The organism is Amycolatopsis oliviviridis (genome assembly GCF_014654365.1).
Classification (GTDB): domain Bacteria; phylum Actinomycetota; class Actinomycetes; order Mycobacteriales; family Pseudonocardiaceae; genus Amycolatopsis; species Amycolatopsis oliviviridis.
In genome coordinates, this window is record NZ_BNAY01000002.1 from 702,599 (window position 1) to 727,205 (window position 24,607).

The following is a 24,607-nucleotide window of genomic DNA, read 5'->3' on the forward strand; positions in this document are numbered from 1 at the left end:
CATGACTTTCACCGCTGAGCAGGCGAAAGCCGCCTTCCCCGACGAAGTCGTCACGAACGCGGTCACGCGTCTGGTGAAGGTGCCCGGGCTCGACAAGCCCGTCGCGCTGATCACCCTGGACAACGGCCACGACCACACCCGGCCGAACACCTTCGGCCCGCAGGGCCTGGTGAGCCTCAACGCCGCGATCGACACCGCCTTCGCCGCGGAGCCCCCCGCGATCGCGGTCACCGGCAAGCCGTTCATCTTCGCCGTCGGCGCCGACCTCTCCGGTGTCGAAGCGGTCGCGGATCCGGCGCTGGCGCGGGAGATCGCGCAGACCGGGCACGACGTCTTCCGGCGCCTCACCGAAACCGAGATCCCGACGTTCGGGTTCATCAACGGCGCGGTGATGGGCGGCGGGCTCGAACTCGCGCTCTCCTGCCACTACCGCACGCTTTCGGAGAACACCGCCGCGATCGCGTTCCCCGAGGTCTTCCTCGGCCTGTTCCCGGGCTGGGGCGGCACGCAGCTGCTGCCGAACCTGATCGGGCCGGACGCCGCGGTCACCGTGATCATCGAGAACGCGCTGGCGCAGAACAAGATGCTGAAGGTCGCGCAGGCGGCCGAGCTCGGCATCGTCGACGAGGTCTTCGGTTCGGCCGACTACCTCGAACAGTCCCTGCTGTGGCTGGCGAAGGTCGTCAACGGCGAGATCACCCCCGCCCGCCGCGAGATCGACCGCGGCGCGGGCTGGGACGCCGCGATCGGCCGCGCCAAGGCCATTGTGGACGGACGGACGAAGGGCGCGTCCCCCGGCGCGACCAAGGCCGTCGAGCTGCTGGAGCTGGCCCGTGAGAACGACCTCGACCGCGGCTACGCGGCCGAGACCGACGGCCTCGCCGAACTGCTCATGGACGACACGCTGCGCGCCGGGCTGTACTCGTTCAACCTGGTCAACAAGCGCGCCAAGCGGCCGGCGGGCGCGCCGGACAAGTCGTTGGCGCGCAAGGTGAACAAGGTCGGCATCGTCGGCGCGGGCCTGATGGCCAGCCAGATGGCGCTGCTGTTCGTCCGCCGCCTCAAGGTGCCCGTGGTGCTCACCGACGTCGACCAGGAGCGGGTCGACAAGGGTGTGTCCTATGTGCACGGTGAGATCGACAAGCTGCTGGCCAAGAAGCGGGTTTCGCCGGACGGCGCGAACCGGCTGAAGGCGCTCGTCACCGGCTCGCTCGACAAGTCCGCCTTCGCCGACGCCGACTTCGTGATCGAGGCGGTGTTCGAGGAACTGGGCGTCAAGCAGAAGGTGTTCGCCGACCTGGAGAAGTACGTCTCCCCCGAGGCGATCCTGGCGACGAACACCTCGTCGCTTTCGATCACCGCGATGGCGTCGCAGCTGAAGCACCCCGAGCGCGTGGTCGGGTTCCACTTCTTCAACCCGGTCGCGGTCATGCCGCTGCTGGAGATCGTCCGCGCGGAGAAGACCGACGACGCCGCGCTGGCCACCGCGTTCGCGCTCGGCAAGCAGCTCAAGAAGTCGAGCGTGCTGGTCAAGGACGCGTCCGCGTTCGTGGTCAACCGGCTGCTGCTGCGGTTCCTCGGCGAGGTGCTGGTGACCGTCGACGAGGGCACGCCCTTCGAGGTCGCGGACAAGGCGCTGGAGCCGCTGGGCCTGCCGATGACCCCGCTGACGCTGATGCAGCTGGTCGGCCCGGCGATCGCCTTGCACGTCGGGGAAACCCTGCACGGGGCGTTCCCGGACCGGTTCACCGTCAGCGAGAACCTCGACCGCTTCGTCAAGGCGGGCAAGAAGGGCGTCTGGCAGTGGGACGACAAGGGCAACGCCACCGTCGACCCGGAGGTGGACGAGCTCTGGCAGCGCGGCGACTCGCCGTCGACGTCCGAGCAGGTGCGTGATCGCGCGCTGGCCGCGATCGCCGAGGAGATCCGGATCATGCTCGACGAGGGCGTGGTCGCCGAGGCGCAGGACATCGACCTGTGCCTGATTCTCGGCGCGGGCTGGCCGTTCTGGCTGGGCGGCATCACGCCGTACCTGGACCGGGCGGGCGTGTCCGAGAAGGTCAACGGCAAGTCGTTCCTGGCCCCGGGTGTGGCGAGCGTGCCGCTCTCCTGAGCCCTGCGCACAAGGCCACCGTCGGCGATCCCCCGATCGCCGACGGTGGCCTTGTGCGTTTTTCGTGAGTTTTGTGGCGCCGTCCTGCGATTTCCGGAACACTCGGCCTACGCCTGGTTTCCCAGGCACTGGGGAAGACTGAAGAGAACTGGGAGGAAACCCGATGAAGAAGATCGCCAACCGGGACTTCTAGCCGGGAGGCCCGGCTCCCCTGCCATCCTCCGGGGAGCCGGGCTTTCAGCGTTTCACCCTGAGCGACCGGCGGGACGCTCTGGGTCTTCTTCCACAGGGACGATCATCACACGGCGCCGTTCGTTGGCCGTCCGGACATCGCCCGTTCAGCGAGGCTCTTTAGCGTGCGGCCGGTGAACAGCGAAAAACCGGGCGTGGACCGCCGCGGATTCCTCAAGCGCGCGGGCCTCGTCTCCGCCGCGGCCGCGGGTGCGCCGCTCGCCGCCGCCGCGCCGGCGGAAGCCCTCGATCTGAACCTCGACCTCGATCTCGGCATCGATCTCTCCTGGCTCTTCGGCCGGGACCGCTACCAGTGGCTGGTGGGCGATCACCACATCCACACGCAGTACTCCTACGACGCGATGTACACAGTGGACGGAATCGCCGACGGCGCCCGGCGCCACGGGGCGGACTGGGCGGTGATCACCGATCACGGCCACGCGTCGCACGAGAAGTCGTCGGTGGAGCGGACGAACGCCGCGATCCGGGCGGCGCAGCGCGAACACCGTGATCTCCTGCTGTGGCAGGGCATGGAGTGGAACGTGCCGGGCGCCGAGCACGCGACCCTGTTCTTCCAGGCGGGCGCGGACCAGGCCGCGAAGCTGCGCGAGTTCGAGCGGGCCTTCGACTGGCGGCTGACCGGGACCGAACCGGGCACGCCGGACAACGAGGCGCTGGCCGTCAAGGCGATCCGCTGGCTGGCCGCCGAAGAGCGGGCCCGCCGGATCCACGCGCCGGTGGTGGTGATCAACCATCCGCTGCGCAACGGCCGGGTCGCACCGCACGAGATCCGCGCGCTGCGCGACGCCGCGCCTGGCATCGTCATCGGCATGGAGGGCGCGCCGGGAGCGCAGGCCGACGGCTTCCCGAAGCCGCTCGGAAGCGGCGGTGGCGCGCGCGGCGGGTACGGCAACTCCCCCGGTTCGAACTCGTGGCCGGGCTTCCCGGCGTCGGCCTACCGCACCTACGGCGGGTTCGACTGGAGCACCGCGACCGTCGGCGGGCTCTGGGATTCGCTGCTGGCCGAAGGAAAGCCGTGGTGGATCACCAGCAACTCCGACTCGCACTACAACCGCGGCGACACCCTCGTCCGACCGGGCGTCCCCGACGGCTACTACGACGAGCACGGCAGCTACCCGGACCCGATCGACACCGGTGTTCCGCAGACCCTGCCCCCGTACGCGGACTTCGCGCCCGCCGAGTTCAGCCGGACCGTCGTCGGTGTGACCCGCCGAAGCCACGAAGGCGTGTTGGAAGGCCTGCGCGCGGGACGGGTCTGGGTGGTGCACGGCGGGCTCGCGCAGGAACTGGAGTTCGGCGCGTACAGCGGCTGGAGCTCGGCCACGATGGGCGGCAGGCTCCGGGTCCGGCGCGGGGACGACGTCACGATCGTCGTCTCGGCGAAGCTGGCGGCCCGCCCCAACGGCGGCGGCTCGATCCCCCGCCTCGCACGGCTCGACCTCGTGTCCGGTCCGGTGACCGGCCCGGCCGCCGACCGTGACGCGCAGACCGCCCCGGGCACGCGGGTGGTCCGCTCCTTCGAACCGCGCTGGGCACCGGGGCGGCGGGTCGCCTTCCGGCACACCTTCCGTAACGTGCGCGAGCCGTTCTTCGTGCGGACGCGCGGGACGGACGGCCGGAAGCACGTGCCCGGCGGGATCGAGCCGAGCGCGGACGTGATCGGGCAGTCGAACCCGTTCGAAGACCTGTGGCTGTACGGGAACCCGATCTTCGTGGACGTGCGGTAGCCGTCTCTCGCGGATGTCATGAAAGGGCCTTTCAGGACGTTTTTCGTCCTGAAAGGCCCTTTCATGACATTTCCGGAAGCCCTACGCGCCCAGCCTGTCCGGATCCGGGCCCAGCCGCTTCCCCTGCTCCAGGGTCGCGATCGCGGCGGTGTCGTGCGCGTCGAGCGCGAAGTCGAAGACGTCGATGTTCGCTTTGATCCGTTCCGGCGTGACGGACTTCGGGATCACCAGGTGGTTCATCTCGATGTGCCAGCGCAGCACGACCTGCGCCGGCGTCTTGCCGTGCTTCTCCGCGATCGTGGTGATCTTCTCATCGGCGAGCAGCTCCCCGCCGCGCGCCAGCGGGCCCCACGCCTCGGTGGCGATCCCGTGCTTTTCGTGGAACTCCCGCAGCAGCGGCTGCTGCAGCCACGGGTGGCACTCGATCTGGTTCACCGCGGGGACGGTCCCGGTCTCCTCGATCAGCCGTTCCAGATGCGGGATCTGGAAGTTCGAGACGCCGATGGCCTTCGCCCGGCCGCCGGAGGCGATCTTTTCCAGCGCCCGCCACGTTTCCACGTATTTGTCCTGCGACGGCAGCGGCCAGTGGATCAGGTACAGGTCGACGTACTCGAGGCCGAGTTCCTCCAGGCTCGTGTCGAAGGCGCGCAAGGCCGAGTCGTAGCCGTGCTCGGTGTTCCACAGTTTCGTGGTGACGAACAGTTCCTCGCGCGGCAGTCCACTGGTGCGGACGGCATCGCCGACGCCGCGTTCGTTGGCGTAGAGGGTCGCCGTGTCGATGGCGCGGTAGCCCGCCTCGATGGCGGTGCGGATCGCGCCGGCGACCACGTCGTCGCCGATCTTGTACACCCCGAACCCGAGCTGGGGCAGGGACGTTCCGTTGTTCAGCCGAATACCGGTCACCATGGTTGAACCGTAACCCCGGGGCCGGGTCAGGGCAGCGCGGGGAGGTGGACGGTCACCGAAAGACCGCCGCCCACAACGGGTTCCGCCGACACCGTGCCACCGTGGGCCTGGACCGCGGCCCGCACGATCGAGAGCCCCAGCCCGGCGCCGGTGCGGGCGGTCCTGGCGACGCCGGCGCGGCGGAACGGTTCGAACAGTTCTGGGACGGCCGCCGGATCGAGCAGCCCGCCGGACGACCGCACCCGCAGCACCGACCACTGTGGACCAGCCTGCGTGACGACGTCCAGCCAGCCGCCGTCGACGTTGTGCCGCACGGCGTTCTCCAGCAGATTGCCCGCGATCCGTTCCAGCAGCGCGGGATCGCCGAACGTCGGCGCCCCCGGGGTCGCGAATTCGACGCGGAGGCCGCGTTTCTCCGCGTCCGGGCGCGCCGCGCGCCACGCGGTCGCGACGATCACCGCGAGATCGACCGGCTCCCGCGCGACCAGTCCCGCGCCGTCCGTGCGCGCGAGCAGCAGCAGCGAACCGACCAGCCGCTCGGCCCGCTCGGTCGCGTCACGGACGACACCGGCCATCCGGCGTAATTCGGCTTCGTCCGCGTGCTCGTCGGCCAGGGTGACGTCGAGTTCGGTGCGGATGACCGCGAGCGGTGTCCGCAATTCGTGACTGGCGTTCGCGACGAAGTGCCGTTGCGCGTCGAACGCGGCCTGCAGCCTGTCGAGCATGTCGTCGAAGGTCTCGGCCAGTTCGGCGAGTTCGTCCTTGGTGCGGACCTCGCCGATCCGCTCCCCCATCGATTCGATCGACAGGCGGCGCGCCGTCCCGGTGATCTCGCGCAGCGGCTGCAGGACCCGCGCGGTGAACGTCCACGCGAGGATCCCCGCCGCCAGCACGACGAAACAGAAGGCGACCGCGCCGAACAGCAGTACCCGGTTCCGGGCGTAGACCCGCAGGTGCTCGGTGACGGCGGAGGCGTCGACGTCGACGCCGTCGACCCGCACGGTGGTGCCCGGCGGCAGCTGCGGGACGGCGGAAACGGCGTCCCCGACCAGGTTCCAGGTCAGCCAGAGCAACAGGACACTGACCAGTGCCACCAGCCCGGTCGCGAGCAACGTGACCCGCGCGCGCAGGCTGCGGGCACCGGACAGGTTCACCCCCGCGCGTTCCCCTGCTCCGGCACCCGGTAACCGGAGCCGACGACGGTCTCGATGATGCCCGGCTCGCCGAGCTTCTTCCGCAGGGTCATCACGGTGACCCGGACGGTGGTGGTGAACGGGTCGGCGTTCTCGTCCCATACCCGTTCGAGCAGTTCCTCGCTGCTGACCACCGAACCGGCGGCCGACAGCAGCACCTCCAGCACGCCGAACTCCTTGCGGGTCAGCTCGACCGGGCCGCTCGCGCGGCGGACGGTCCGCCTCGCCGGGTCCAGTTCGACGTCACCCGAAGTCAGCAGCGGCGGCGCGGCCGGGGTCGCGCGACGGCCCAGCGCGCGCACCCGCGCGACGAGTTCGGGGAAGGCGAACGGCTTGGCGAGATAGTCGTCGGCGCCGAGGGAAAGCCCGTCGACGCGGTCCGAAACGGAACTGCTCGCGGTGAGCATCAGCACCCGGGTCAGCTCGCCGGACGCGACGATCTCGCGGCACAGGTCGTCACCGGACATCCCGGGCAGGTCGCGGTCGAGCAGCACGACGTCGTACCGGGTGACGGCGGCCTTCTCGTGCCCGTCGTCACCGGTGAGCGCGATGTCCACCGCCATGCCCTCGCGCCGCAGGCCGCGTGCGATCGCGTCGGCGAGGGGTTCTTCGTCTTCGACTACCAGAATTCGCACGACCCTACGTTGCCATATTTACCTGAGAGTGACCTGATTGGACCAGCGGAGGGCGAACCACAGCCGCATCCGGACCTCCGGATCCGCCAGATCCACCCCCAGCGCCCGTTCGATCTGCCCGATCCGGTGCCGGACGCTGTTGCGGTGCACGCCCAGTTCGGCGGCCGTCCGGTCCCAGCCGCCGTGGTGCGCGAGCCAGATCCGCAGCGTCTCGACCAGTTCGCGGTCGCCCTTCCGGTCGAGTTCGCGCAGCGGCGCCAGCGCCTGGGCGGCGAACCCGGCCGCCGCGTCCGGCGCGATCAGCGCGTCCAGTCCCAGCCCGGACGCTTCCGCCACCACCGGCCGTCCGAGCGCCCCGGCCCGCGCGAGCAGCAACTCGACTTCGCCCGCCGCGTCGGGGAGCCGCTCGGGTGGCACGGGCGAGCCCACGACCGCGAGCCAGCCGTCGGCGCGGAGCCGGTCGAGGTCGCCGATCTCCGGCGCCTCGCGGACGATCGCGGTGAACCGCGGCCCGGGCAGCAGCCGCACCAGCGGGGTGTCGAGCCGGGCGCGCAGCCAGTCGTAGCGCGCGGCGGCCTCGCTCGGGCCGCGCCGGTAGGCGATCCCGGCGACCAGGCGGCGTTCGTCCCCGCCCACCACGTCGGTCTCCCCCAGCAGCAACGCCGTGGCGGTGGCGCCCAGCCCGGCCGCGTCCGAACCCGCGCGGCCCGCCAGTCCGAGCAGCGCCGCCCCGACCGACAGGATCGAGCGATCCGCGCCGTCGAATCGCGCGACGCGGCCGACCACCACCAGATGCGACGCCGTCGCCTGCGGGTACACCGGCTGCGCGACGACGTGCGTACCGTCGGCCAGTTCCGTCGTCGCGCTGCGGATCCCGCGGCCCGTCCGCAGCGTGGCGACTAGTTCCCGGACCTCGGCGGGCAGTGGCGAGGGCGCGCCGTGGTCCGCGGCGAGGACGTCGCCGACGCCGACCAGCGCCACCCACGCCCGCAGCCGTCCGGCCAGCGCGCTCGCCAGTTCGCCGAGCCCGTCACCGGCGGCCCGGGTCAGTGCCTCGCGCGCGACCGCGATCCGCCGCTGTTCCCGCTGTCCGGCTTCGGCGAGCGCGACCGACACCGCCCGGCTGATCGCCAGGAACGGCGTCCGCGGCTGGACGATCAGGAGCGGGAGGCCGTGCCGGACACACGCCGTCCGCAGCGGCGGCGGCAGCGTCTCGTAGGCGCCGGGGGTGAGGCCGAACCCCAGCGCGGAGATCCCGCTGTCGGCAAGCCGCCGGACATAACGGTCGATTTCGGGCGGCTCCTCCGGCAGGTTCACCCCGGCGGTGAGCAGCAGTTCCGCCCCGAGCAGGTACGGCGCCGGATCCCGCAGCTCGCTGACGTGCGCCCAGCGCACCGGGGCGTCGAGCGCGCCCGGCCGCAGGGTCTCCACGACCGGGTCGAGTGCCAGTTCCGGGTTGCCGACCACGGCCCGTAACGGGACATTCACATCCGAGTCGAGCGGATCGTGGGTTTGGGTCATTCCATCCTCGTTTTCACAAGACTTCGGATGGATCATCCCATGTCGTTCAAGCTGCGAACGAACCTACGGTGACCCGAACGAAGCGAACAGCCCCAAGGCAAGGAGGACACCGTGGCCGGTGACTACGCGGTGATCGCGCTCTACATAGCGGGCATGATCGGGGTCGGCTGGTTCGGGCTGCGGCTCGCCAAGACCAAGTCCGACTACCTGGTCGCGGGCCGTCGCCTCGGCTGGTTCATGTACTCGGGCACGATGTCCGCGGTCGTCCTCGGCGGCGCTTCGACGGTCGGCGGCGTGAAGCTCGGCTACACCTACGGCATCTCCGGCGCCTGGCTCGTGATCGCGATCGGCGTCGGCATCCTGGTCCTCCACACGCTGTTCGCGCGGCGGCTGGTGAAGCTGCGCGTCTACACCGTCGGCGAGATGCTCGACCTGCGCTACGGCGGCTCCACCAGCGCCATCTCCGGCGTCGTCATGTGGGGCTACACGCTGATGCTGACCGTCACCTCGACGCTGGCGTTCGCCACCATCTTCAAGGTCCTCTTCAACGTGCCCAGCTGGGCGGGCATCGCCATCGGCGGCTCGATCGTGGTGCTCTACTCGGTGCTCGGCGGCATGTGGTCGATCACGCTGACCGACATCGTCCAGTTCGTCATCAAGACCATCGGCATCCTGCTGATCCTGCTGCCGGTCTCGATCGTCTCGGCGGGCGGTTTCGACGGGATGGCCGCGCGGCTGGACGAGAGCTACTTCGAGCTGACCGCCATCGGCGGCGACACGATCTTCACCTACTTCCTCATCTACAGCTTCGGGCTCCTGATCGGCCAGGACATCTGGCAGCGCGTGTTCACCGCGCGGACGCCGGGCATCGCCACCGGCGGCGGCGTGATCTCCGGTGTCTACTGCCTGGTCTACGGCCTCGCCGGCGCCCTGATCGGCACCGCGGCCAAAGCGCTGTACCCGAACCTCGCCAGCGCGCAGGACGCGTTCGCGACCATCGTCGAGCAGCAGCTGCCCGCCGGGATCCGCGGCCTGGTGCTCGCGGCGGCGCTGTCGGCGATGATGTCGACCGCGAGCGGCGCGCTCATCGCCTGCTCCACGGTCAGCACCTCCGACCTGCTTTCCAAGCTGGGCCTCAAGAAGGCCGTCAACGAGGTCGCAAGGAACCGCGTCACCACCCTGGTCCTCGGTCTGGTCGCGATCGGCATCGCGATGATCGTGGACGACGTCGTCAACGCGCTGACCATCGCCTACGACATCCTCGTCGGCGGCCTGCTGGTCGCGATCATCGGCGGGCTGGCCTGGAAACGCGGCACCCGTCAGGGCGCGCTCGCGTCGATGGTCGTCGGCACCGTCGTGGTCATCACCTTCATGTTCGTCGACGGCGTCGAAGCCAACAGCCCGATCTACTGGGGCCTCGGTTCGAGCCTGGCGGTGTACCTGGTGGTCAGCTTCTTCACCCCGCGTACCTCGGACGAGATCCTCACCGTGTGGACCCGCCGCCTGAACGGCAGTGCGGCCGCCGAAGAAGAAGAGGCGAAACTCGCTTCTTCGCAGTCCTGAAACCCCTTCACACCAAGGAGATACCGTGCCTCACCAGAGCCCGATCGGACCCGTCGACTCTTCGAGGGTGCCCCGGTTCGCCGGTTTCGCGACCTTCGCGAGGCTGCCGCGGCTCGATCAGGTCGAGCGCGCCGACGTCGCCGTCGTCGGGGTGCCGTTCGACGCCGGGGTGTCCTACCGTCCCGGCGCGCGCTTCGGCCCCGCCGCGCTCCGTGAGGCCAGCCGGCTCCTTCGCCCGTATCACCCGGAACTCGACGTTTCGCCGTTCGCCGAAACGCAGGTGGTCGACGCGGGCGACATCGCGCTCAACCCGTTCAACATCGGCGAGGCGATCGAGACCCTGCAGGACGAGGCCGAGGCGCTGACCGCGGGCGGGACGCGGCTGGTGACCGTCGGCGGTGACCACACGATCGCGCTGCCGCTGCTGCGGGCGGCGGCGAAGAAGCACGGACCGGTGGCGCTGCTGCACTTCGACGCGCACCTCGACACCTGGGACACCTACTTCGGCGAGCCGTACACGCACGGCACCCCGTTCCGGCGGGCGTCCGAGGAAGGCCTCCTCGACACCGAAGCGCTGTCCCACGTCGGCACGCGCGGCCCGCTGTACGGCAAGCGGGACCTGGAAGAGGACCGCCGCCTCGGATTCGGCATCGTCACCTCCGGCGACGTCATGCGCCGCGGGGTCGCCGAGACCGTCGACGCGCTGCGCCAGCGCATCGGAGGCCGCCCGCTCTACATCTCGGTCGACATCGACGTGCTCGACCCGGCCCACGCGCCGGGCACCGGCACCCCCGAAGCGGGCGGGATGACCAGCCGCGAACTGCTGGAGATCCTGCGCGGGCTGCGCGACTGCAACCTCATCGGAGCGGATGTCGTCGAGCTTGCCCCGGCTTACGATCATGCCGAGATCACCGCCATCGCGGCTTCCCACGTCGCCTACGACCTGGTGAGCCTGCTCAGTTTGGGGAAGGGCGCATGACCAGCACTGAACGGATAGGCGGCGACGTAGTCGTCGAAACCCTCCACGCGCTCGGCGCGGACACCGTGTTCGGCCTGCCCGGCCAGCACGCGCTCGGCCTGTTCGAAGCGTTGCGGCGCACGGACGACCTGCGCGTCATCAGCTCGCGGGTGGAGAACAACCTGGCGTTCGCGGCCGACGGGCACGCGCGTGCCCGGCTCGCGGCGGACCCCGAAGGCCCGGTCCCGGTGACGCCGATGATCGTGTCGACCGGTCCCGGCGCGCTGCTGACTTTGGCTTCGTTGCAGGAATCCCGGGCCGCGTCGGTCCCGGTGCTCGGGATCTCCAGCCAGATCCCGGTCGCCGGGCTCGGCGGCGGACGGCACGGCTACCTGCACGAACTGCCCGATCAGCAGGCCAGTTTCCGCGATGTGGTGAAGTCGGTGCACGTGGTGCGCACCGTCAGCCAGATCCCGACGGCACTGCGCGAGGCGTGGGAATCGGCGGCGACCGCGCCGTACGGCCCGGTGTGGGTCGAGATCCCGCAGGACATCCTGCTGGCGACGACGGATCTGCCGCAGATCACCTCGGTGACGGCACAGCCCGCGCCGCTCGCCCCGTTGCCGGAACTCGTCACCGAAGCCGCGAATCTCCTTGGCGCGGCGAAGAATCCGGTGATCCTCGCCGGTGGAGGCGCGCTGCGTTCGGGCGCGCGGGCGGAGCTGAAGGCGCTCGCGGAGGCGTTGCGCGCGCCGGTGCTGTCGACGTTCGGCGGCAAGGGCGTCTTCGGCTGGGACCATGAACTTTCCGGGCAGTCCTGGCTTGAGGACTGGCACAGCACCGAGTTCCTCTCCGACGCGGATGTGCTGCTGGTGCTGGGTTCCGGGCTCGGCGAGCTGTCCAGCAACTACCGCGAGTTCGCCCCGCGCGGCCGGGTGATCCAGGTCGAGGCCGATCTCGGGAAGCTGGAGTCGAACTACCCGGCGCTGGGCATCCATGCCGACGTCCGGCTCGCCCTGCAAGCGCTTCTGGAGCAGGTGCCGTTCCGCCAGGCCGACGGCGTCGCCGAAGCCGCGGTGGCGGATCTGCTGGCCAAGGTGCGCGAACGCCTCGACGGCCAGCCCCTCGAAGCCGAGCGCAAGCTCATCGACGACATCCGCGCGGCGGTCCCCGAAGGCACGCAGACGTTCTGGGACATGACGATCGCGGCTTACTGGGCCTGGTCGGCGTGGAACCCCGAGGGCGCGCCGATCCACACCGCGCAGGGCGCGGGCGGCCTCGGCTACGGCCTGCCCGGCGCGCTCGGCGGCGCCGCGGCGACCGGCGGCCCGGCGCTCGCGGTGTCCGGCGACGGCGGCGCGATGTACGGCGTCGCGGAACTGGCCACGGCGGTCCAGCACGGCTTGAACGTCACGTGGCTCGTCATCGACGACGGCGGCTACGGCATCCTGCGCGAATACCTGACCGGCGCCTTCGGCCAGTCCACCGCCACCGAACTCGCGCGGCCCGATTTCGCCGCACTGGCGAAGTCTTTCGGCGTAAGCGCCACCGTGTCCTCTTTGGACACCGTCGGGAAGGACCTCGTCGACGCGCTGGGCACCCCCGGCCCGTCGGTGGTCGTCGTCCCAGCCCTGCTGAAGATGTTCGAGCCGACCCACCTGGAGAAGAAATGACTCAGGTCCTGAATTTCGTCGACGGCGCCGAGGTACCGGCGGCGGGCTCGCGGACGCTCGATCTGGTGGACCCCGCCACCGGCGAGGTCTTCGGCACCAGCGTCCTGTCCGAGCAGTCCGATGTGGACGCCGCGCTGGAGGCCGCCGAACGGGCGTTCAAGGTGTGGCGCAAGAGCACTCCCGCGCAGCGTCAGCTCGCGCTGCTGAAGATCGCCGACGCGGTCGAAGCCCGCGCGGAGGAGTTCGCCGAACTCGAAATCCGCGAGACCGGCAAGATCCGGGACGTCGTGCTGGAGGAGGAGATCCCGGAGTGCGTCAGCGCCCTGCGGTTCTTCGCCGGCGCGGCACGGCAGCTCGAAGGCACCGCGTCCGGTGAGTACCTGCCGGGGCACACGTCGGCCATCCGCCGTGAACCGGTCGGTGTCTGCGCGCAGATCGCGCCGTGGAACTACCCACTGATGATGGGCGTCTGGAAGATCGCCCCGGCGCTGGCGGCGGGCAACACCGTCGTGCTGAAACCCGCGGAGACCACGCCGTCGACGGCCGTGCTGCTGGCGAAGGTCGCGGCGGAGTTCCTTCCACAGGGCGCCTTCAACGTGCTGTGCGGAGACCGCGACACCGGCCGCGCGCTGGTGAAGCACCCGATCACCGAACTGGTGTCGATCACCGGGTCGACCCGGGCAGGCATCGACGTCGCCACCGTCGCGGCGGCCGACCTCAAGCGCACGCACCTGGAACTCGGCGGGAACGCGCCGCTGCTGGTCTTCGGCGACGTGAACCTCGCCGAGGCGGCCGAGGGCATCGTCGGCGCGGCGTTCTACAACGCCGGGCAGGACTGCACCGCGGGCAGCCGGGTGCTGGTGGACGCGGCGATCCACGACGAGTTCGTCACGGAGCTGACCAAGGCCGCCGCCGCGCAGAAGCCCGGCGCGGACTTCGGCCCGCTCAACAGCGAGGCACAGTTCGGCCGGGTCCGCGGGCTCGTCGAACGGCTGCCGTCGCACGCCCGCGTGGAGACCGGCGGCACCCCGGCCGGTGATCGCGGGTTCTTCTTCTCCCCCACCGTGATCTCCGGCCTGAAGCAGGACGACGAGATCGTGCAGGAGGAGATCTTCGGCCCGGTCATCACCGTCCAGTCCTTTGTGGACGAAGACGAGGCGGTGCGCCTGGCGAACGGCGTCCCGTACGGGCTCGCGTCGTCGATCTGGACCCATGACCTCGGACGCGCGACCCGCGTTTCGGGCGAACTCGACTTCGGCTGCGTCTGGGTCAACACCCACGGGCCGCTGGTCTCGGAAATGCCTCATGGCGGCTTCGGGCACTCGGGCCACGGAAAGGACCTCTCGTCCTACTCCTTCGCCGAGTACACCCGCGTCAAGCACGTCATGACCCGCTTCGCCTGACCGCGTTTCGTCCTCTGAACGCGGTAGTTGGCAGTACGAACCACCGCATTCAGAGGACGAAACGCGCGTACTTGGAGGTCCCCATGGGTGACAAGGTCACCGAAGTCGAGCAGCACGGCATCGCGCCGATCCCGCCGGAGGAACAGACCTCGCGTCCGCGCGACCTGTTCCGCATGGCGTTCGGCGGCGCGAACACCTTCGCCACCATCATCCTCGGGACCCTCCCGATCGCCTTCGGCCTGAGCTTCTGGGCGGCGGTGGCCGCCACCGTCGCGGGTGTGGTCGTCGGCGCGCTGGTGCTCTCGCCGATGTCGCTGTTCGGGCCGCTCACCCGGACCAACAACGCGGTCTCCTCCGGCGCGCACTTCGGCGTCGTCGGCCGCTGTGTCGGTTCCTTTCTCTCCCTGCTGACGGCGATCACCTTCTTCGCCATCTCGGTGTGGGTGAGCGGCGACGCCGTCGCCGGTGCGGCACAACGGCTTTTCGGTTTCGACGGCGGCGAAGTGCTCCGCGGCGTCGCGTACGGCGTCATCGCGATCGCGACGCTGGTGGTGTGCATCTACGGCTACCGGTTCATGCTGCTGGTGAACCGGGTCGCCGTGGTGCTGGGCACGGCGATCATGCTGCTCGGGATCATCGCCTACGGCGGCACGTTCGACCCCGGGTTCGCCGGCACCGGCGCCTACGCGCTCGGGGACTTCTGGCCGACCTGGATCCTCGCCGCGCTCACCACGATGGCGAACCCGATCTCGTTCGGCGCCTTCCTCGGCGACTGGACGCGCTACATCCCCGCGCGCCACAGCCGCCGTTCCCTGCTGGCCGCGCCGTTCCTGGCGCAGGTGGCGACGTTGCTGCCGTTCGGGTTCGGCATCGCCACCGCGACCCTGGTCGCGGATCCGGCCGACTACATCACCGGCCTGACCGCGATCTCCCCGCTCTGGTACGCGATCCCGCTGATCGTGGTCGCGCTGATCGGCGGGCTGTCCACCGGGACGACTTCGCTCTACGGGACCGGCCTGGATTTCAGTTCGATCTTCGTGAAGCTGAGCCGCGTCCAGGCGACACTGCTGATCGGCTCGCTCAGCGTGGTGTTCATCTTCGTCGGCAATTTCGTGCTGGACATGGTGTCCAGCATCAACGCCTTCGCCACGCTGATCGTGCTGTGCACGTCGCCGTGGATGGTGATCATGATGATCGGTTTCGTGCTGCGGCGCGGATTCTACGATCCGGACGACCTCCAGGTTTTCAACCAGGGTCGCAAGGGCGGGCGCTACTGGTTCACCCGCGGCGTGAACTGGCGCGCGATGGCCGCCTGGATCCCGGCGACGACGCTGGGCCTGCTGACCGCCAACACCCCGATGATCGCCGGGCCGCTCAAGGACATCGCGGGCGGCGTCGACATCAGCATGGTGGTGACGCTGTGCACGGCGGCGATCGCGTATCCGGTGCTGGTGAAGCTCTTCCCCGAGCCGCGCGAGGTCTACTCGTACGCCGAGCCCGTCACGGAACCGGCTGTCGCCGCTTAGGCGAAGCGGCGCAGCGCCCCGAGGAACAGCGCGTCGAAGGCGCGGTCCGGGAGCACCCGGCGCACGAATAGGATCGGCTTCGCCCCGAAACCCGCGGCGTAGCGGGTCTTCGGGCGCCGGGCCCGGACGGCCTTCAGGACGACGTCGGCGATCACCTTCGGATGGGAACCGCGCGCGGCCTGGCCGAAGAACTTCGCCAGCGCCTTGGCCTGCGGCGCGTACGCGGTGTCGCCCGAGGTCTTGAGCAGGTTCTCGACGGCGATGCCGCCCCATTCGGTCTTGATGGCGCCGGGCTCGATCACCACGACGTCGATGCCGAACGGCTTGAGCTCCAGCCGCAGTGAGTCGCTCAGGCCTTCGACCGCGAACTTGGTCGAGTGGTACCAGCCGCCGAGCGGTTCGTAGATCTTGCCGCCGATCGAGGAGATGTTCACGATCTTGCCGGAGCCCTGGGCGCGCATCTGCGGCGTGGTCAGCTGGACCAGCCGCGCGAGGCCGAACAGGTTGACCTCGAACTGGTACTTCCCTTCCGAGAGCGGCACGTCCTCGAAGGCTCCGTACGAGCCGTAGCCCGCGTTGTTGACCAGGACGTCGATGCGGCCGGACTCCTCGATGATCCGCTCGATGCCCGCGACCATCGACGCGTCGTCGGTGACGTCCATCGCGAGGACCTTGATCCCGCGTTCCGCGAGCCCGGCCATCCGCTCGACGCGGCGCGCGGCACCGTAGACCGTGTAGCCCGCCTCCCGCAGCGCGAGGGCCGTGGCTTCGCCGATTCCCGCGGATGCGCCCGTGACCAGTGCGACCTTCATGTCCCTACTCCTAACTAACCAGTTGGTTGCCAATTCAGATTGCCACGGCCCCCGGCTAGCTGTCAACCAACCAGTTAGTTAGACTGGGTCACATGGTCAGGGACAAGGAAGCGACCAAGCGGAAGCTGCTGGACGCGGCGACGACCGAGTTCGCGACGTACGGCATCGCGGGCGCCCGGGTGGACCGCATCGCGAAGAACGCGGGCGCCAACAAGGCGCTGATCTACGCCTATTTCTGCAGCAAGGAGTTTCTGTTCGAGACGGTCGTGCAGGAACAGGTGGACGCGGCGATCAAGGCCGTCCCGATCACCCCGGACGACCTACCCGGCTACGCGGGCAGGCTGTTCGACCGCTACCTGGAGCATCCCGAAGTCCTGCGGCTCATGGGCTGGCTGCGGCTGGAGAACGGGTTCGACGCCGTTCCGGAAGCGGAGGTCCGGGCACACGCGGACAAGGTGGCCGCGATCCGGGCCGCCCAGCGTTCGGGTTCCGTGCCGGACCACTTCGACGCCGAGGAACTGCTGAGCCTCGTCCTGCACCTGTCCTTTTTGAGCTTTTCCTCTCCCGCCGCGACCCGCGACCTCGTCGTCCGCTCGGTCGCCCGGCTCACGGGAACCTGACGCGGTTTCCGCGCGACCACTGGGTACATCACCTCTGATCACCGGCGGCGGGATCACCACGGGACTCGAGGTTTCACTGTGGCTCGTGGAGCGGTTCTTGGGCGCTCAAGCCGCGCAACGGGCCGAAGTGGTGCTGGAGTACGAGCGGCGGGGCACCGTCTGGCGGGCGTAGCGCGTGCCCCGACCCCCAAGTGTCATGAAAGGGGCGTTCAGGACACTTTTCGTCCTGAACGACCCTTTCATGACAGACGAGAAGGGGCCAACCGGCGTACGACTCAGCGGTGCGTGTCCTCCGGCGCCGGCGTCCGGCTCGACAGGTTCGCCGACCACTCGGTCACCCGCCGCGCCACGTCCTGCGCGGTCAGCCCGACCCTGGCCAGCACCTCCTCGCGCGAACCGTGGTCGTGGAACACCTGCGGCACCGCGAGATCCCGCAGCGGGACATCGCATTCGGCGTCGCGGAACAACGCGGCCAGCGCGGATCCGAAGCCACCGTGGCGGCCGCTGTCCTCGACGGTCACGACGAGTTTGTGCTGCTCGGCCAGCGCGACCAGTTCGGCGGGCGCCGGGACGACCCAGCGCGGGTCCACCACGGTCACGCCGATGCCCTGGTCGGCCAGCCGGTCCGCGGCGGCGAGCCCGAGCATCGCGAACGCGCCCACCGCGACGAGCAGGACGTCGGCGTCGCCGGTCGGTTTGCGCAGCACGTCCACCACGCCGACGCGTTCGACGGCGGGCACGGAGTCGATCACGCCGCCCTTGGAGAATCGCAGCGCCGTCGGCCCGTCCTCGACCGCGACGGCCTCGCGCAGTTCCTCGCGCAGCGTGCCGGCGTCGCGCGGCGCGGCGACCCGCATGCCCGGCACCATGCCCAGCAGCGACAGGTCCCACATGCCGTGGTGGCTCGGCCCGTCCGGTCCGGTGATGCCCGCCCGGTCCAGCACCAGCGTCACCGGCTGGCGGTGCAGCGCGACGTCCATCAGGACCTGGTCGAACGCCCGGTTCAGGAACGTCGAGTAGACGGCGACCACGGGGTGCTTGCCGCCCATCGCGAGACCGGCGGCCGAGGTCACCGCGTGCTGCTCGGCGATGCCGACGTCGTACCAGCGGTCCGGGTACGCCTCGGCGAACTTGTGCAGCCCGGTCGAGCGCAGCATGGCCGCGGTGATCGCGACGACGTCTTCGCGGTCGGCGCCGATCTTGACCAGCTCGTCGGCGAAGACGCCGGTCCAGCTCGGGCCCTTGACCGGCGGCAGGCCGGTTTCCGGGTCGATCGGGTCGGTCTGGTGCATCTGGTCGGCCTGGTTAGTCACCGCGGGCTCGTAGCCGTGGCCCTTCTCGGTGACCACGTGCACGATGACCGCGCCGCCGAAGTCGCGGGCGCTCTGGAACGCCTTCTCCAGCGCGGCGAGGTCGTGCCCGTCGACCGGGCCGAGGTATTTGAGGCCGAGGTCGGAGAACATCATCTGCGGGCTCAGCGCGTCCTTGAGCCCGGCCTTCGCCGCGTGCAGCGCCGCGTAGATCGGCTTGCCGACGAGGGGCGTGTGCCGCAGCAGTTCCTTGCCGCGGTCCAGGACGCGCTCGTAGCCCGGCTTGAGCCGCAGCGACGCGAGGTGGTCCGCGACGCCGCCGATGGTCGGCGAGTACGAGCGGCCGTTGTCGTTGATGACGATGACGACCGGGCGGCGCGGGTTCGCGGCGATGTTGTTGAGCGCCTCCCAGCACATGCCGCCGGTCAGCGCGCCGTCGCCGACGACCGCGATCGCGTGCCTGCCGCCACCGCCGAGTTCGAACGCCTTCGCCAGACCGTCCACATAGGACAGCGCGGTCGACGCGTGGCTGTTCTCGACGAGGTCGTGCTCGCTCTCGCCGCGCGCCGGGTAGCCGGTGAGGCCGCCGAGCTGGCGCAGCTTGTCGAAGCCGTCGTGACGGCCGGTGACGATCTTGTGCACGTACGCCTGGTGGCCGACGTCCCACACGATGGCGTCGCTCGGCGAGTCGAAGACCCGGTGCAGCGCCATCGTCAGCTCGACCACACCCAGGTTCGGGCCCAGGTGACCACCGGCGAGCCGCACCTTCTCGACGAGGAAGTCCCGGATCTCCGCGGCCAGCTCGCCGAGCTGCTCCGGGTTCATCCGCTTCAAGTCGGCCGGTCCGTGCACGGACTCGAGCAACGTCACTCTCCCACCTCGCCTGGTTCCTCTTCCGCCGTTCCGGCCAGTCTACGGAGGGCGGCTGAGAGTCTTCCGTCCCCCGCGTCACGGGTCACATGTCAGAAAATCACCACACCACACCCGACGGTGTGAACATGGTCTCTTTTGCCAAGTAGCGGTCACGTCGGGTGGCCGCGATAATCGCTGATCGACGGTTGAGCAGGAGCCGGTTCCGGAGGGTTCGATGGCGGATTTTTTCATCGGTGGCGAATGGGTCGACGCGGTCGGCGGTGGCCGCCGGGAGATCCGCTGCCCCGCTGACGGCTCTCTGGTCGCGGAGGTCGCCGAAGGCACCCGCGAGGACACCGAAGCGGCCATCGCCGCCGCAAGGAAGGCCTTCGACACCGGCCCGTGGCCCGCCACCCCCGCGCCCGAACGCGGTGACCTGCTGCTGAAGGCCGCCGACCTGCTCGACCGCGACGCCGCCGCCTTCGCCCGCGCCGAGTCGCTCGACACCGGGAAACGGCTGGTCGAGAGCGAATACGACATGGCCGACATCGCCGCTTGCCTGCGCTACTTCGGCAAGCTCGCCGCGAACGACGCCGGCCGCGTGGTCGACACCGGCAACCCGGACGCGTTCAGCCGGATCGTGCACGAGCCGGTCGGTGTCTGCGGGCTGATCACGCCGTGGAACTACCCGCTCCTGCAGACCATCTGGAAGGTCGCCCCCGCGCTCGCGGCGGGCAACACGTTCGTCCTCAAGCCCAGCGAACTGACCCCGCACACGTCGATCATGCTGATGAAGCTGCTGACCGAGGCCGGACTGCCCGGCGGCGTCGCGAACCTGGTGCTCGGCGCCGGCGCGCAGGCCGGGGCGCCGCTGTCCGAGCACCCGGACGTCGACCTCGTCTCGTTCACCGGTGGCCTCGCGACCGGGAAGATCATCGCCGCCTCGGCCGCCGCCACGATCAAGAAGGTCGCGCTGGAACTGGGCGGCAAGAACCCGAACGTCGTCTTCGCCGACTCGGACTTCGACACCGCCGTCGACTACGCGCTGACCGCGGTCTTCCTGCACTCCGGGCAGGTCTGCTCGGCGGGCGCCCGCCTGATCGTCCAGGAGGAGTGGCACGAGAGGTTCGTCGACGAACTCGTCCGGCGCGCCGAATTGATCCGACTGGGTGGTCCTTTCGACCCGAAGGCTGAAACCGGTCCGTTGATCTCGGCCGCCCATCTGGAAAAGATCGAACGTTACGTCGCGAAGGCACTGGAAGAGGGCGCCGTCCTGCGCACCGGCGGCAAACGTCCCGACGATCGCGAGCTCGCGAAGGGGCACTACTACCTGCCGACCATCCTCGACGACGTGAAACAGGGCAGCAGCGCCGTCGTCGACGAATCGTTCGGCCCGGTGCTCACCGTCGAGACCTTCACCGACGAGGACGACGCCGTCCGCATCGCCAACGACACGCACTACGGCCTCGCGGGCGCGGTGTTCACCTCCGACGCCTCCCGCGCGCAGCGGGTCGCGAACCGGTTGCGGCACGGCACGATCTGGATCAACGACTTCCACCCGTACCTGCCGCAGGCGGAATGGGGTGGCTATAAGCAGTCCGGCTTCGGGCGGGAGCTCGGCCCGACCGGACTCGCCGAGTACACGGAGGCGAAACACATCTACCAGAACCTCCGGCCCGCACCACAGCGCTGGTTCTCCGGGGAGCCCGCCGCATCCAACTGAAGAGGGGAAACTGCCGATGAGCACTCCTTCCGATGACGGCTTGGCCGGTTTCGGCTACAAACAGGAACTCGAAAGAACGCTCGGCAACTTCCACACCTTCGCCGCGGGGATCAGCTACATCTCGATCCTGACCGGCACCTTCCAGCTGTTCTACTTCGGCTTCAGCTTCGGCGGGCCCGCCTACTGGTGGTCGTGGCCGATGGTCTTCGTCGGCCAGCTGATGGTCGCGCTGTCCTTCGCCGAACTGGCGGCGCACTACCCGGTGGCGGGCTCGATCTACAACTGGTCGAAACGACTCGGCAGCCCGCACGTGGCGTGGCTGGCGGGCTGGATGATGCTCACCGCGTCCATCGTCAGCATCGCGGCCGTGGCGCTGGCGTATCAGATCACGCTCCCCCAGATCTCGTCGTTCTTCTCGTTCTCCGGTGACAGCGCGGTGAACGCGGTCATCCTCGGCACGATCCTGATCCTGTTCACCACGCTGGTGAACGCCTGGGGCGTGAAGCTGATGGCGCGGATCAACAGCGCCGGGGTGTTCATCGAACTGATCGCGGCGGTCCTGCTGATCGTGGCGCTCGCGGTGAACATCACGCGCGGCCCCGAGGTCGTCATGCAGACCAACGACACCGGCGCAGACCAGCCGTGGGGCTACTTCGGGGCGTTCCTGGTCGCCTCGCTCGCGTCGACCTACGTCATGTACGGCTTCGACACCGCCAGCTCACTCGGCGAGGAAAGCCACGACCCGCGCAAGAACGCGCCCAAGGCGATCCTGCGCGCGCTGATCGCGTCGTTCGTCATCGGCGGGCTCATCCTGCTGCTGGCACTGATGGCCGTCGGCGACATCAACAACCCGCAGATCGCCACCGGTGGCCTGCAGTTCATCGTCCTCGACGTGCTCGGCAGCACCGTCGGCACGATCTTCCTGCTGGCGGTGGTCATCGCGATCACCGTCTGCAACCTGGCCGTGCAGTCGGCGGCGATCCGGATGATGTTCGCGATGGGCCGCGACAACAACCTGCCCGCCGGCAAGCATCTCGCGCGGGTCTCTCCGAAGACTAAGACCCCCGTGGTCCCCGCGATCGTGTCCGGGGTGATCGCGGTGCTGATCCTGGTGGTCAACGTCGGCCAGCCGCAGATCTTCACGGTGATCACCAGCATCGGCATCATCATGATCTACCTGGCGTACCTGCTGGTCACCGTCCCGATGCTGGTGAAGCGGTTCCGCGGGCAGTGGCCGCCGCCGAAGGTCGAGGGCGCCAAGTACTTCTCCCTCGGCAAGCTGGGGCTGCCGGTCAACATCGTCGGCGTGCTGTGGGGCGGGGCGATCGTGGTGAACCTGGCGTGGCCGCGACGCGAGGTCTACAACGCCACCGAGCCCTACCACTGGTACCTCGAATGGGGGGCCGTGCTGTTCGTCGGCGCGGTGGCGGTCGCCGGTTTCGCGTATTACTGGTTCGTCCTGCGGCACAAGAGCGGCGTCCTCGCCGATCACGCCGCGGAAGCACATCCCGAGGAGGCAGCACAGTGACCGGAGAGTTCGACTACATCGTCGTCGGCGGCGGGACGGCGGGTTCGGTGGTCGCGGCGAGACTCTCGGAAGACCCGGACGTCACCGTGGCACTCCTGGAAGCCGGACCGTCCGATGTGGACGATCCGGCGGTGCTGGAACTGACGAAGTGGATGGGCCTGCTGGAATCCGGCTACGACTGGGACTATCTGGTCGAACCGCAGGACTCCGGCAACTCGTTCCTGCGCCACGCCCGCGCGCGGGTGCTCGGCGGCTGCTCGTCGCACAACTCGTGCATCGCGTTCTGGGCGCCCGCGGAAGACCTCGACGAATGGTCGTCGCTCGGCCTGCCCGGCTGGTCGGCCCAGGACATTTTCCCGCTGTACAAGCGCCTTGAGACCAACGACGGCCCCGGCGACCACCACGGCCGCTCGGGCCCGGTGACCATCCGGTCGGTGCCGCCGAACGACCCGACCGGCGTCGCGCTGCTGCAGGCCTGCGAGCAGGCGGGCATCCCGCGGACGGAGTTCAACTCCGGCAAGACCGTGACGCACGGCGCGAACTGGTTCCAGATCAACGCACGCGAGGACGGCACGCGCTCGTCGGCGTCGGTGTCGTATCTGCACCCGATCATCGGCAAACGGCCGAACCTGGAGATCATCACCGGCGCCCGGGTCCGGCGGCTGCTGTTCGACGGCAAACGCTGCACCGGCGCGGAATACCTGGCCGACGACCTGATCCACGGGGTGAAGCTGCGCGCACGGCGCGAGGTCATCCTGTCGTCGGGCGCGATCGACACGCCGAAACTCCTGATGCTGTCCGGAATCGGCCCGGCCGACCATCTGCGCGAAGTCGGCGTGGACGTCCTGGTGGACTCCCCCGGCGTCGGCGAGAACCTGCAGGATCACCCCGAGGGCGTCATCCAGTGGGACGCGCTGCAGCCGATGACCACCGAGTCCACGCAATGGTGGGAGATCGGCATCTTCACCACCACGGAGGACGGCCTCGACCGGCCGGACCTGATGTTCCACTACGGCTCGGTGCCGTTCGACATGAACACCCTGCGGCACGGCTACCCGACGACGGAGAACGGCTTCTGCCTGACCCCGAACGTCACCCGGTCGCGGTCGACCGGCACGGTGCGGCTGCGCAGCCGCGACTACCGGGACAAGCCGAAGGTCGACCCGCGGTACTTCACCGACGAGCACGACATGCGCGTGATGACCTACGGCATCAAGCTGGCCCGCAAGATCGCCGAACAGCCCGCGCTGGACGAATGGGCGGGTACGGAACTGGCACCCGGCAGGGACGTCAAGACCGACGACGAGATCGCGGACTACCTGCGCAAGACGCACAACACCGTCTATCACCCTTCGTGCACCGCGAAAATGGGCGGCGACGGGGATCCGCTGGCCGTGCTGGACGCCCGGCTGCGGGTGCGCGGCGTCGAAGGCCTGCGGGTCGCCGACGGTTCGGCGATGCCGTTCCTGGTCGCGGTGAACCCGTGCATCACGACGATGGCGATCGGTGAGAAGTGCGCGGACATGCTGAAGGAGGACGCGCGCTCCTGAGCTTCTTCGGGAAGGCCCCCTGGCTTCGGTCAGGGGGCCTTCGCTTTGCCCGAAAACCAGTGGAACGGTCCCTCCGGCGCCATTACCGTGCTGCCGGACCACGTCGTCGTACCCACCTGCCTGCCTTCGGTCCTGCGCCGTTGCCACGCTTGCGCCTCCGAACGTTTCCGGGCGAACGGCAAATTCCGCGTCAACGCCAACCACAAACTCCTCGACGTCTGGCTCCTCGTGCGCTGCACCGGATGCGGGGACACCGCGAAACTCACGATCCTGGAGCGGGTGAACGTACGCTCCGTACAGCCTGAGCTGCTGGACCGGCTGCACGAGAACGACCTCGGCCTGGCGGCCGAACTCCTTGCCGATCCGACCGTGCTTCGCCGTAACCGAGTTTCCCTCGATTGGGATGGCGCCTGGCGCCTCGATACCGGCGGGCCGGTTTTCGGGGACCCGCTCGAAGTCGCGGTTCGCTTCGCGGCACGGATCCCGGTCCGTCCGGTACGGCTGATCGCCGAAGGATGCGGTCTTTCGCGGGGCGAGGTCGAGAGGCTCCTGGAGGAAGGGAAGGTGGTCTCGGCGGTGCGGTTGAGCGGAAAGGTCTCGGGCGACTTCACCTTCACACTGAAACGCTGAGGCTTGGTCCGTGAAGACTGGGCGTCACAATGCCAGCCGGGTCAATTCACTCTTCAGTGGTCATCCTGCAATTAGTATTGTCGCTTAAAATTACGAACAATCAATGGTTGTA

General features: G+C 69.3%; 18 protein-coding genes. 12 read left to right on the forward strand and 6 right to left on the reverse strand.

Features of this window, described 5'->3' with window-relative positions; genetic code table 11:
* Position 1: 1 nt before the first annotated feature.
* Together IE302_RS10410 and IE302_RS10415 are read left to right on the forward strand one after the other, a co-directional pair.
* The gene (locus IE302_RS10410; RefSeq protein ID WP_191254206.1) at positions 2-2,113 is read left to right on the forward strand and encodes a 3-hydroxyacyl-CoA dehydrogenase NAD-binding domain-containing protein; all 2,112 of its coding nucleotides are present in this window, start codon (positions 2-4) and stop codon (positions 2,111-2,113) included.
* 365 nt (positions 2,114-2,478) lie between these two features.
* Positions 2,479-4,092, forward strand: a complete 1,614-nt coding sequence (locus IE302_RS10415; RefSeq protein ID WP_191254209.1) for a CehA/McbA family metallohydrolase domain-containing protein — start codon at positions 2,479-2,481, stop codon at positions 4,090-4,092.
* An 81-nt stretch (positions 4,093-4,173) separates the two neighbouring features.
* Here the strand turns inward: IE302_RS10415 and IE302_RS10420 are convergent, their stop codons facing one another.
* Genes IE302_RS10420 through IE302_RS10435 form a run of 4 tightly spaced genes read right to left on the reverse strand, consistent with a single transcriptional unit; the run spans position 4,174 to position 8,347 of the window.
* Complete coding sequence (locus IE302_RS10420) at positions 4,174-4,998, reverse strand: aldo/keto reductase (RefSeq protein ID WP_191254211.1); 825 nt, start codon at positions 4,996-4,998, stop codon at positions 4,174-4,176.
* 26 nt (positions 4,999-5,024) lie between these two features.
* The gene (locus tag IE302_RS10425; RefSeq protein WP_191254213.1) at positions 5,025-6,152 is read right to left on the reverse strand and encodes a sensor histidine kinase; all 1,128 of its coding nucleotides are present in this window, start codon (positions 6,150-6,152) and stop codon (positions 5,025-5,027) included.
* Positions 6,149-6,826 (reverse strand): response regulator transcription factor, encoded by a 678-nt coding sequence (locus IE302_RS10430; RefSeq protein ID WP_005156940.1) that lies wholly within the window; start codon positions 6,824-6,826, stop codon positions 6,149-6,151. The genes IE302_RS10425 and IE302_RS10430 overlap by 4 nt, the downstream gene beginning before the upstream one ends.
* 18 nt (positions 6,827-6,844) lie before the next feature.
* Complete coding sequence (locus IE302_RS10435; RefSeq protein ID WP_191254215.1) at positions 6,845-8,347, reverse strand: PucR family transcriptional regulator; 1,503 nt, start codon at positions 8,345-8,347, stop codon at positions 6,845-6,847.
* Between the two features lie 111 nt (positions 8,348-8,458).
* Between IE302_RS10435 and IE302_RS10440 the strand changes: the two genes are divergently transcribed.
* The 5 genes from IE302_RS10440 (at position 8,459) to IE302_RS10460 (ending at position 15,470) form a co-directional block, all read left to right on the forward strand.
* Positions 8,459-9,910: a sodium:solute symporter family protein gene (locus tag IE302_RS10440; RefSeq protein WP_191254217.1), complete on the forward strand. Its 1,452-nt coding sequence runs from the start codon at positions 8,459-8,461 to the stop codon at positions 9,908-9,910.
* 25 nt (positions 9,911-9,935) lie between these two features.
* On the forward strand, positions 9,936-10,889 hold the full coding sequence (gene speB / locus IE302_RS10445) for an agmatinase (protein ID WP_191254219.1): 954 nt from the start codon (positions 9,936-9,938) through the stop codon (positions 10,887-10,889).
* Positions 10,886-12,541, forward strand: a complete 1,656-nt coding sequence (locus tag IE302_RS10450; protein WP_191254221.1) for a thiamine pyrophosphate-binding protein — start codon at positions 10,886-10,888, stop codon at positions 12,539-12,541. Before speB ends, IE302_RS10450 begins: the two co-directional genes overlap by 4 nt.
* Entirely contained in the window at positions 12,538-13,944 is a 1,407-nt protein-coding gene (locus tag IE302_RS10455; RefSeq protein ID WP_191254223.1) for an aminobutyraldehyde dehydrogenase, read from the forward strand. The genes IE302_RS10450 and IE302_RS10455 overlap by 4 nt, the downstream gene beginning before the upstream one ends.
* A gap of 83 nt (positions 13,945-14,027) precedes the next feature.
* On the forward strand, positions 14,028-15,470 hold the full coding sequence (locus IE302_RS10460) for a purine-cytosine permease family protein (RefSeq protein ID WP_191254225.1): 1,443 nt from the start codon (positions 14,028-14,030) through the stop codon (positions 15,468-15,470).
* Here IE302_RS10460 and IE302_RS10465 read toward each other — a convergent pair.
* On the reverse strand, positions 15,467-16,282 hold the full coding sequence (locus tag IE302_RS10465) for an oxidoreductase (RefSeq protein ID WP_191254227.1): 816 nt from the start codon (positions 16,280-16,282) through the stop codon (positions 15,467-15,469). The two genes, IE302_RS10460 and IE302_RS10465, sit on opposite strands and share 4 nt — an antisense overlap.
* A 92-nt stretch (positions 16,283-16,374) precedes the next feature.
* Between IE302_RS10465 and IE302_RS10470 the strand changes: the two genes are divergently transcribed.
* Positions 16,375-16,902, forward strand: a complete 528-nt coding sequence (locus tag IE302_RS10470; RefSeq protein ID WP_191254229.1) for a TetR/AcrR family transcriptional regulator — start codon at positions 16,375-16,377, stop codon at positions 16,900-16,902.
* Between the two features lie 275 nt (positions 16,903-17,177).
* On the opposite strand, the gene dxs is transcribed toward IE302_RS10470, so the two are convergent.
* Positions 17,178-19,082: a 1-deoxy-D-xylulose-5-phosphate synthase gene (dxs, locus tag IE302_RS10475; protein WP_191254231.1), complete on the reverse strand. Its 1,905-nt coding sequence runs from the start codon at positions 19,080-19,082 to the stop codon at positions 17,178-17,180.
* Between the two features lie 217 nt (positions 19,083-19,299).
* On the opposite strand from dxs, the gene IE302_RS10480 reads away from it, so the two are divergent.
* Genes IE302_RS10480 through IE302_RS10495 form a run of 4 tightly spaced genes read left to right on the forward strand, consistent with a single transcriptional unit; the run spans position 19,300 to position 24,495 of the window.
* Complete coding sequence (locus IE302_RS10480) at positions 19,300-20,787, forward strand: aldehyde dehydrogenase family protein (RefSeq protein ID WP_191254232.1); 1,488 nt, start codon at positions 19,300-19,302, stop codon at positions 20,785-20,787.
* A gap of 16 nt (positions 20,788-20,803) precedes the next feature.
* Positions 20,804-22,315, forward strand: a complete 1,512-nt coding sequence (locus tag IE302_RS10485; RefSeq protein ID WP_191254234.1) for an APC family permease — start codon at positions 20,804-20,806, stop codon at positions 22,313-22,315.
* The gene (locus tag IE302_RS10490; RefSeq protein WP_191254236.1) at positions 22,312-23,865 is read left to right on the forward strand and encodes a GMC family oxidoreductase; all 1,554 of its coding nucleotides are present in this window, start codon (positions 22,312-22,314) and stop codon (positions 23,863-23,865) included. The genes IE302_RS10485 and IE302_RS10490 overlap by 4 nt, the downstream gene beginning before the upstream one ends.
* Positions 23,866-23,910: 45 nt before the next feature.
* A complete protein-coding gene (locus tag IE302_RS10495) occupies positions 23,911-24,495 on the forward strand; it encodes a DUF1062 domain-containing protein (protein WP_229907701.1) in 585 nt (194 codons plus the stop codon).
* Positions 24,496-24,607: the final 112 nt, after the last annotated feature.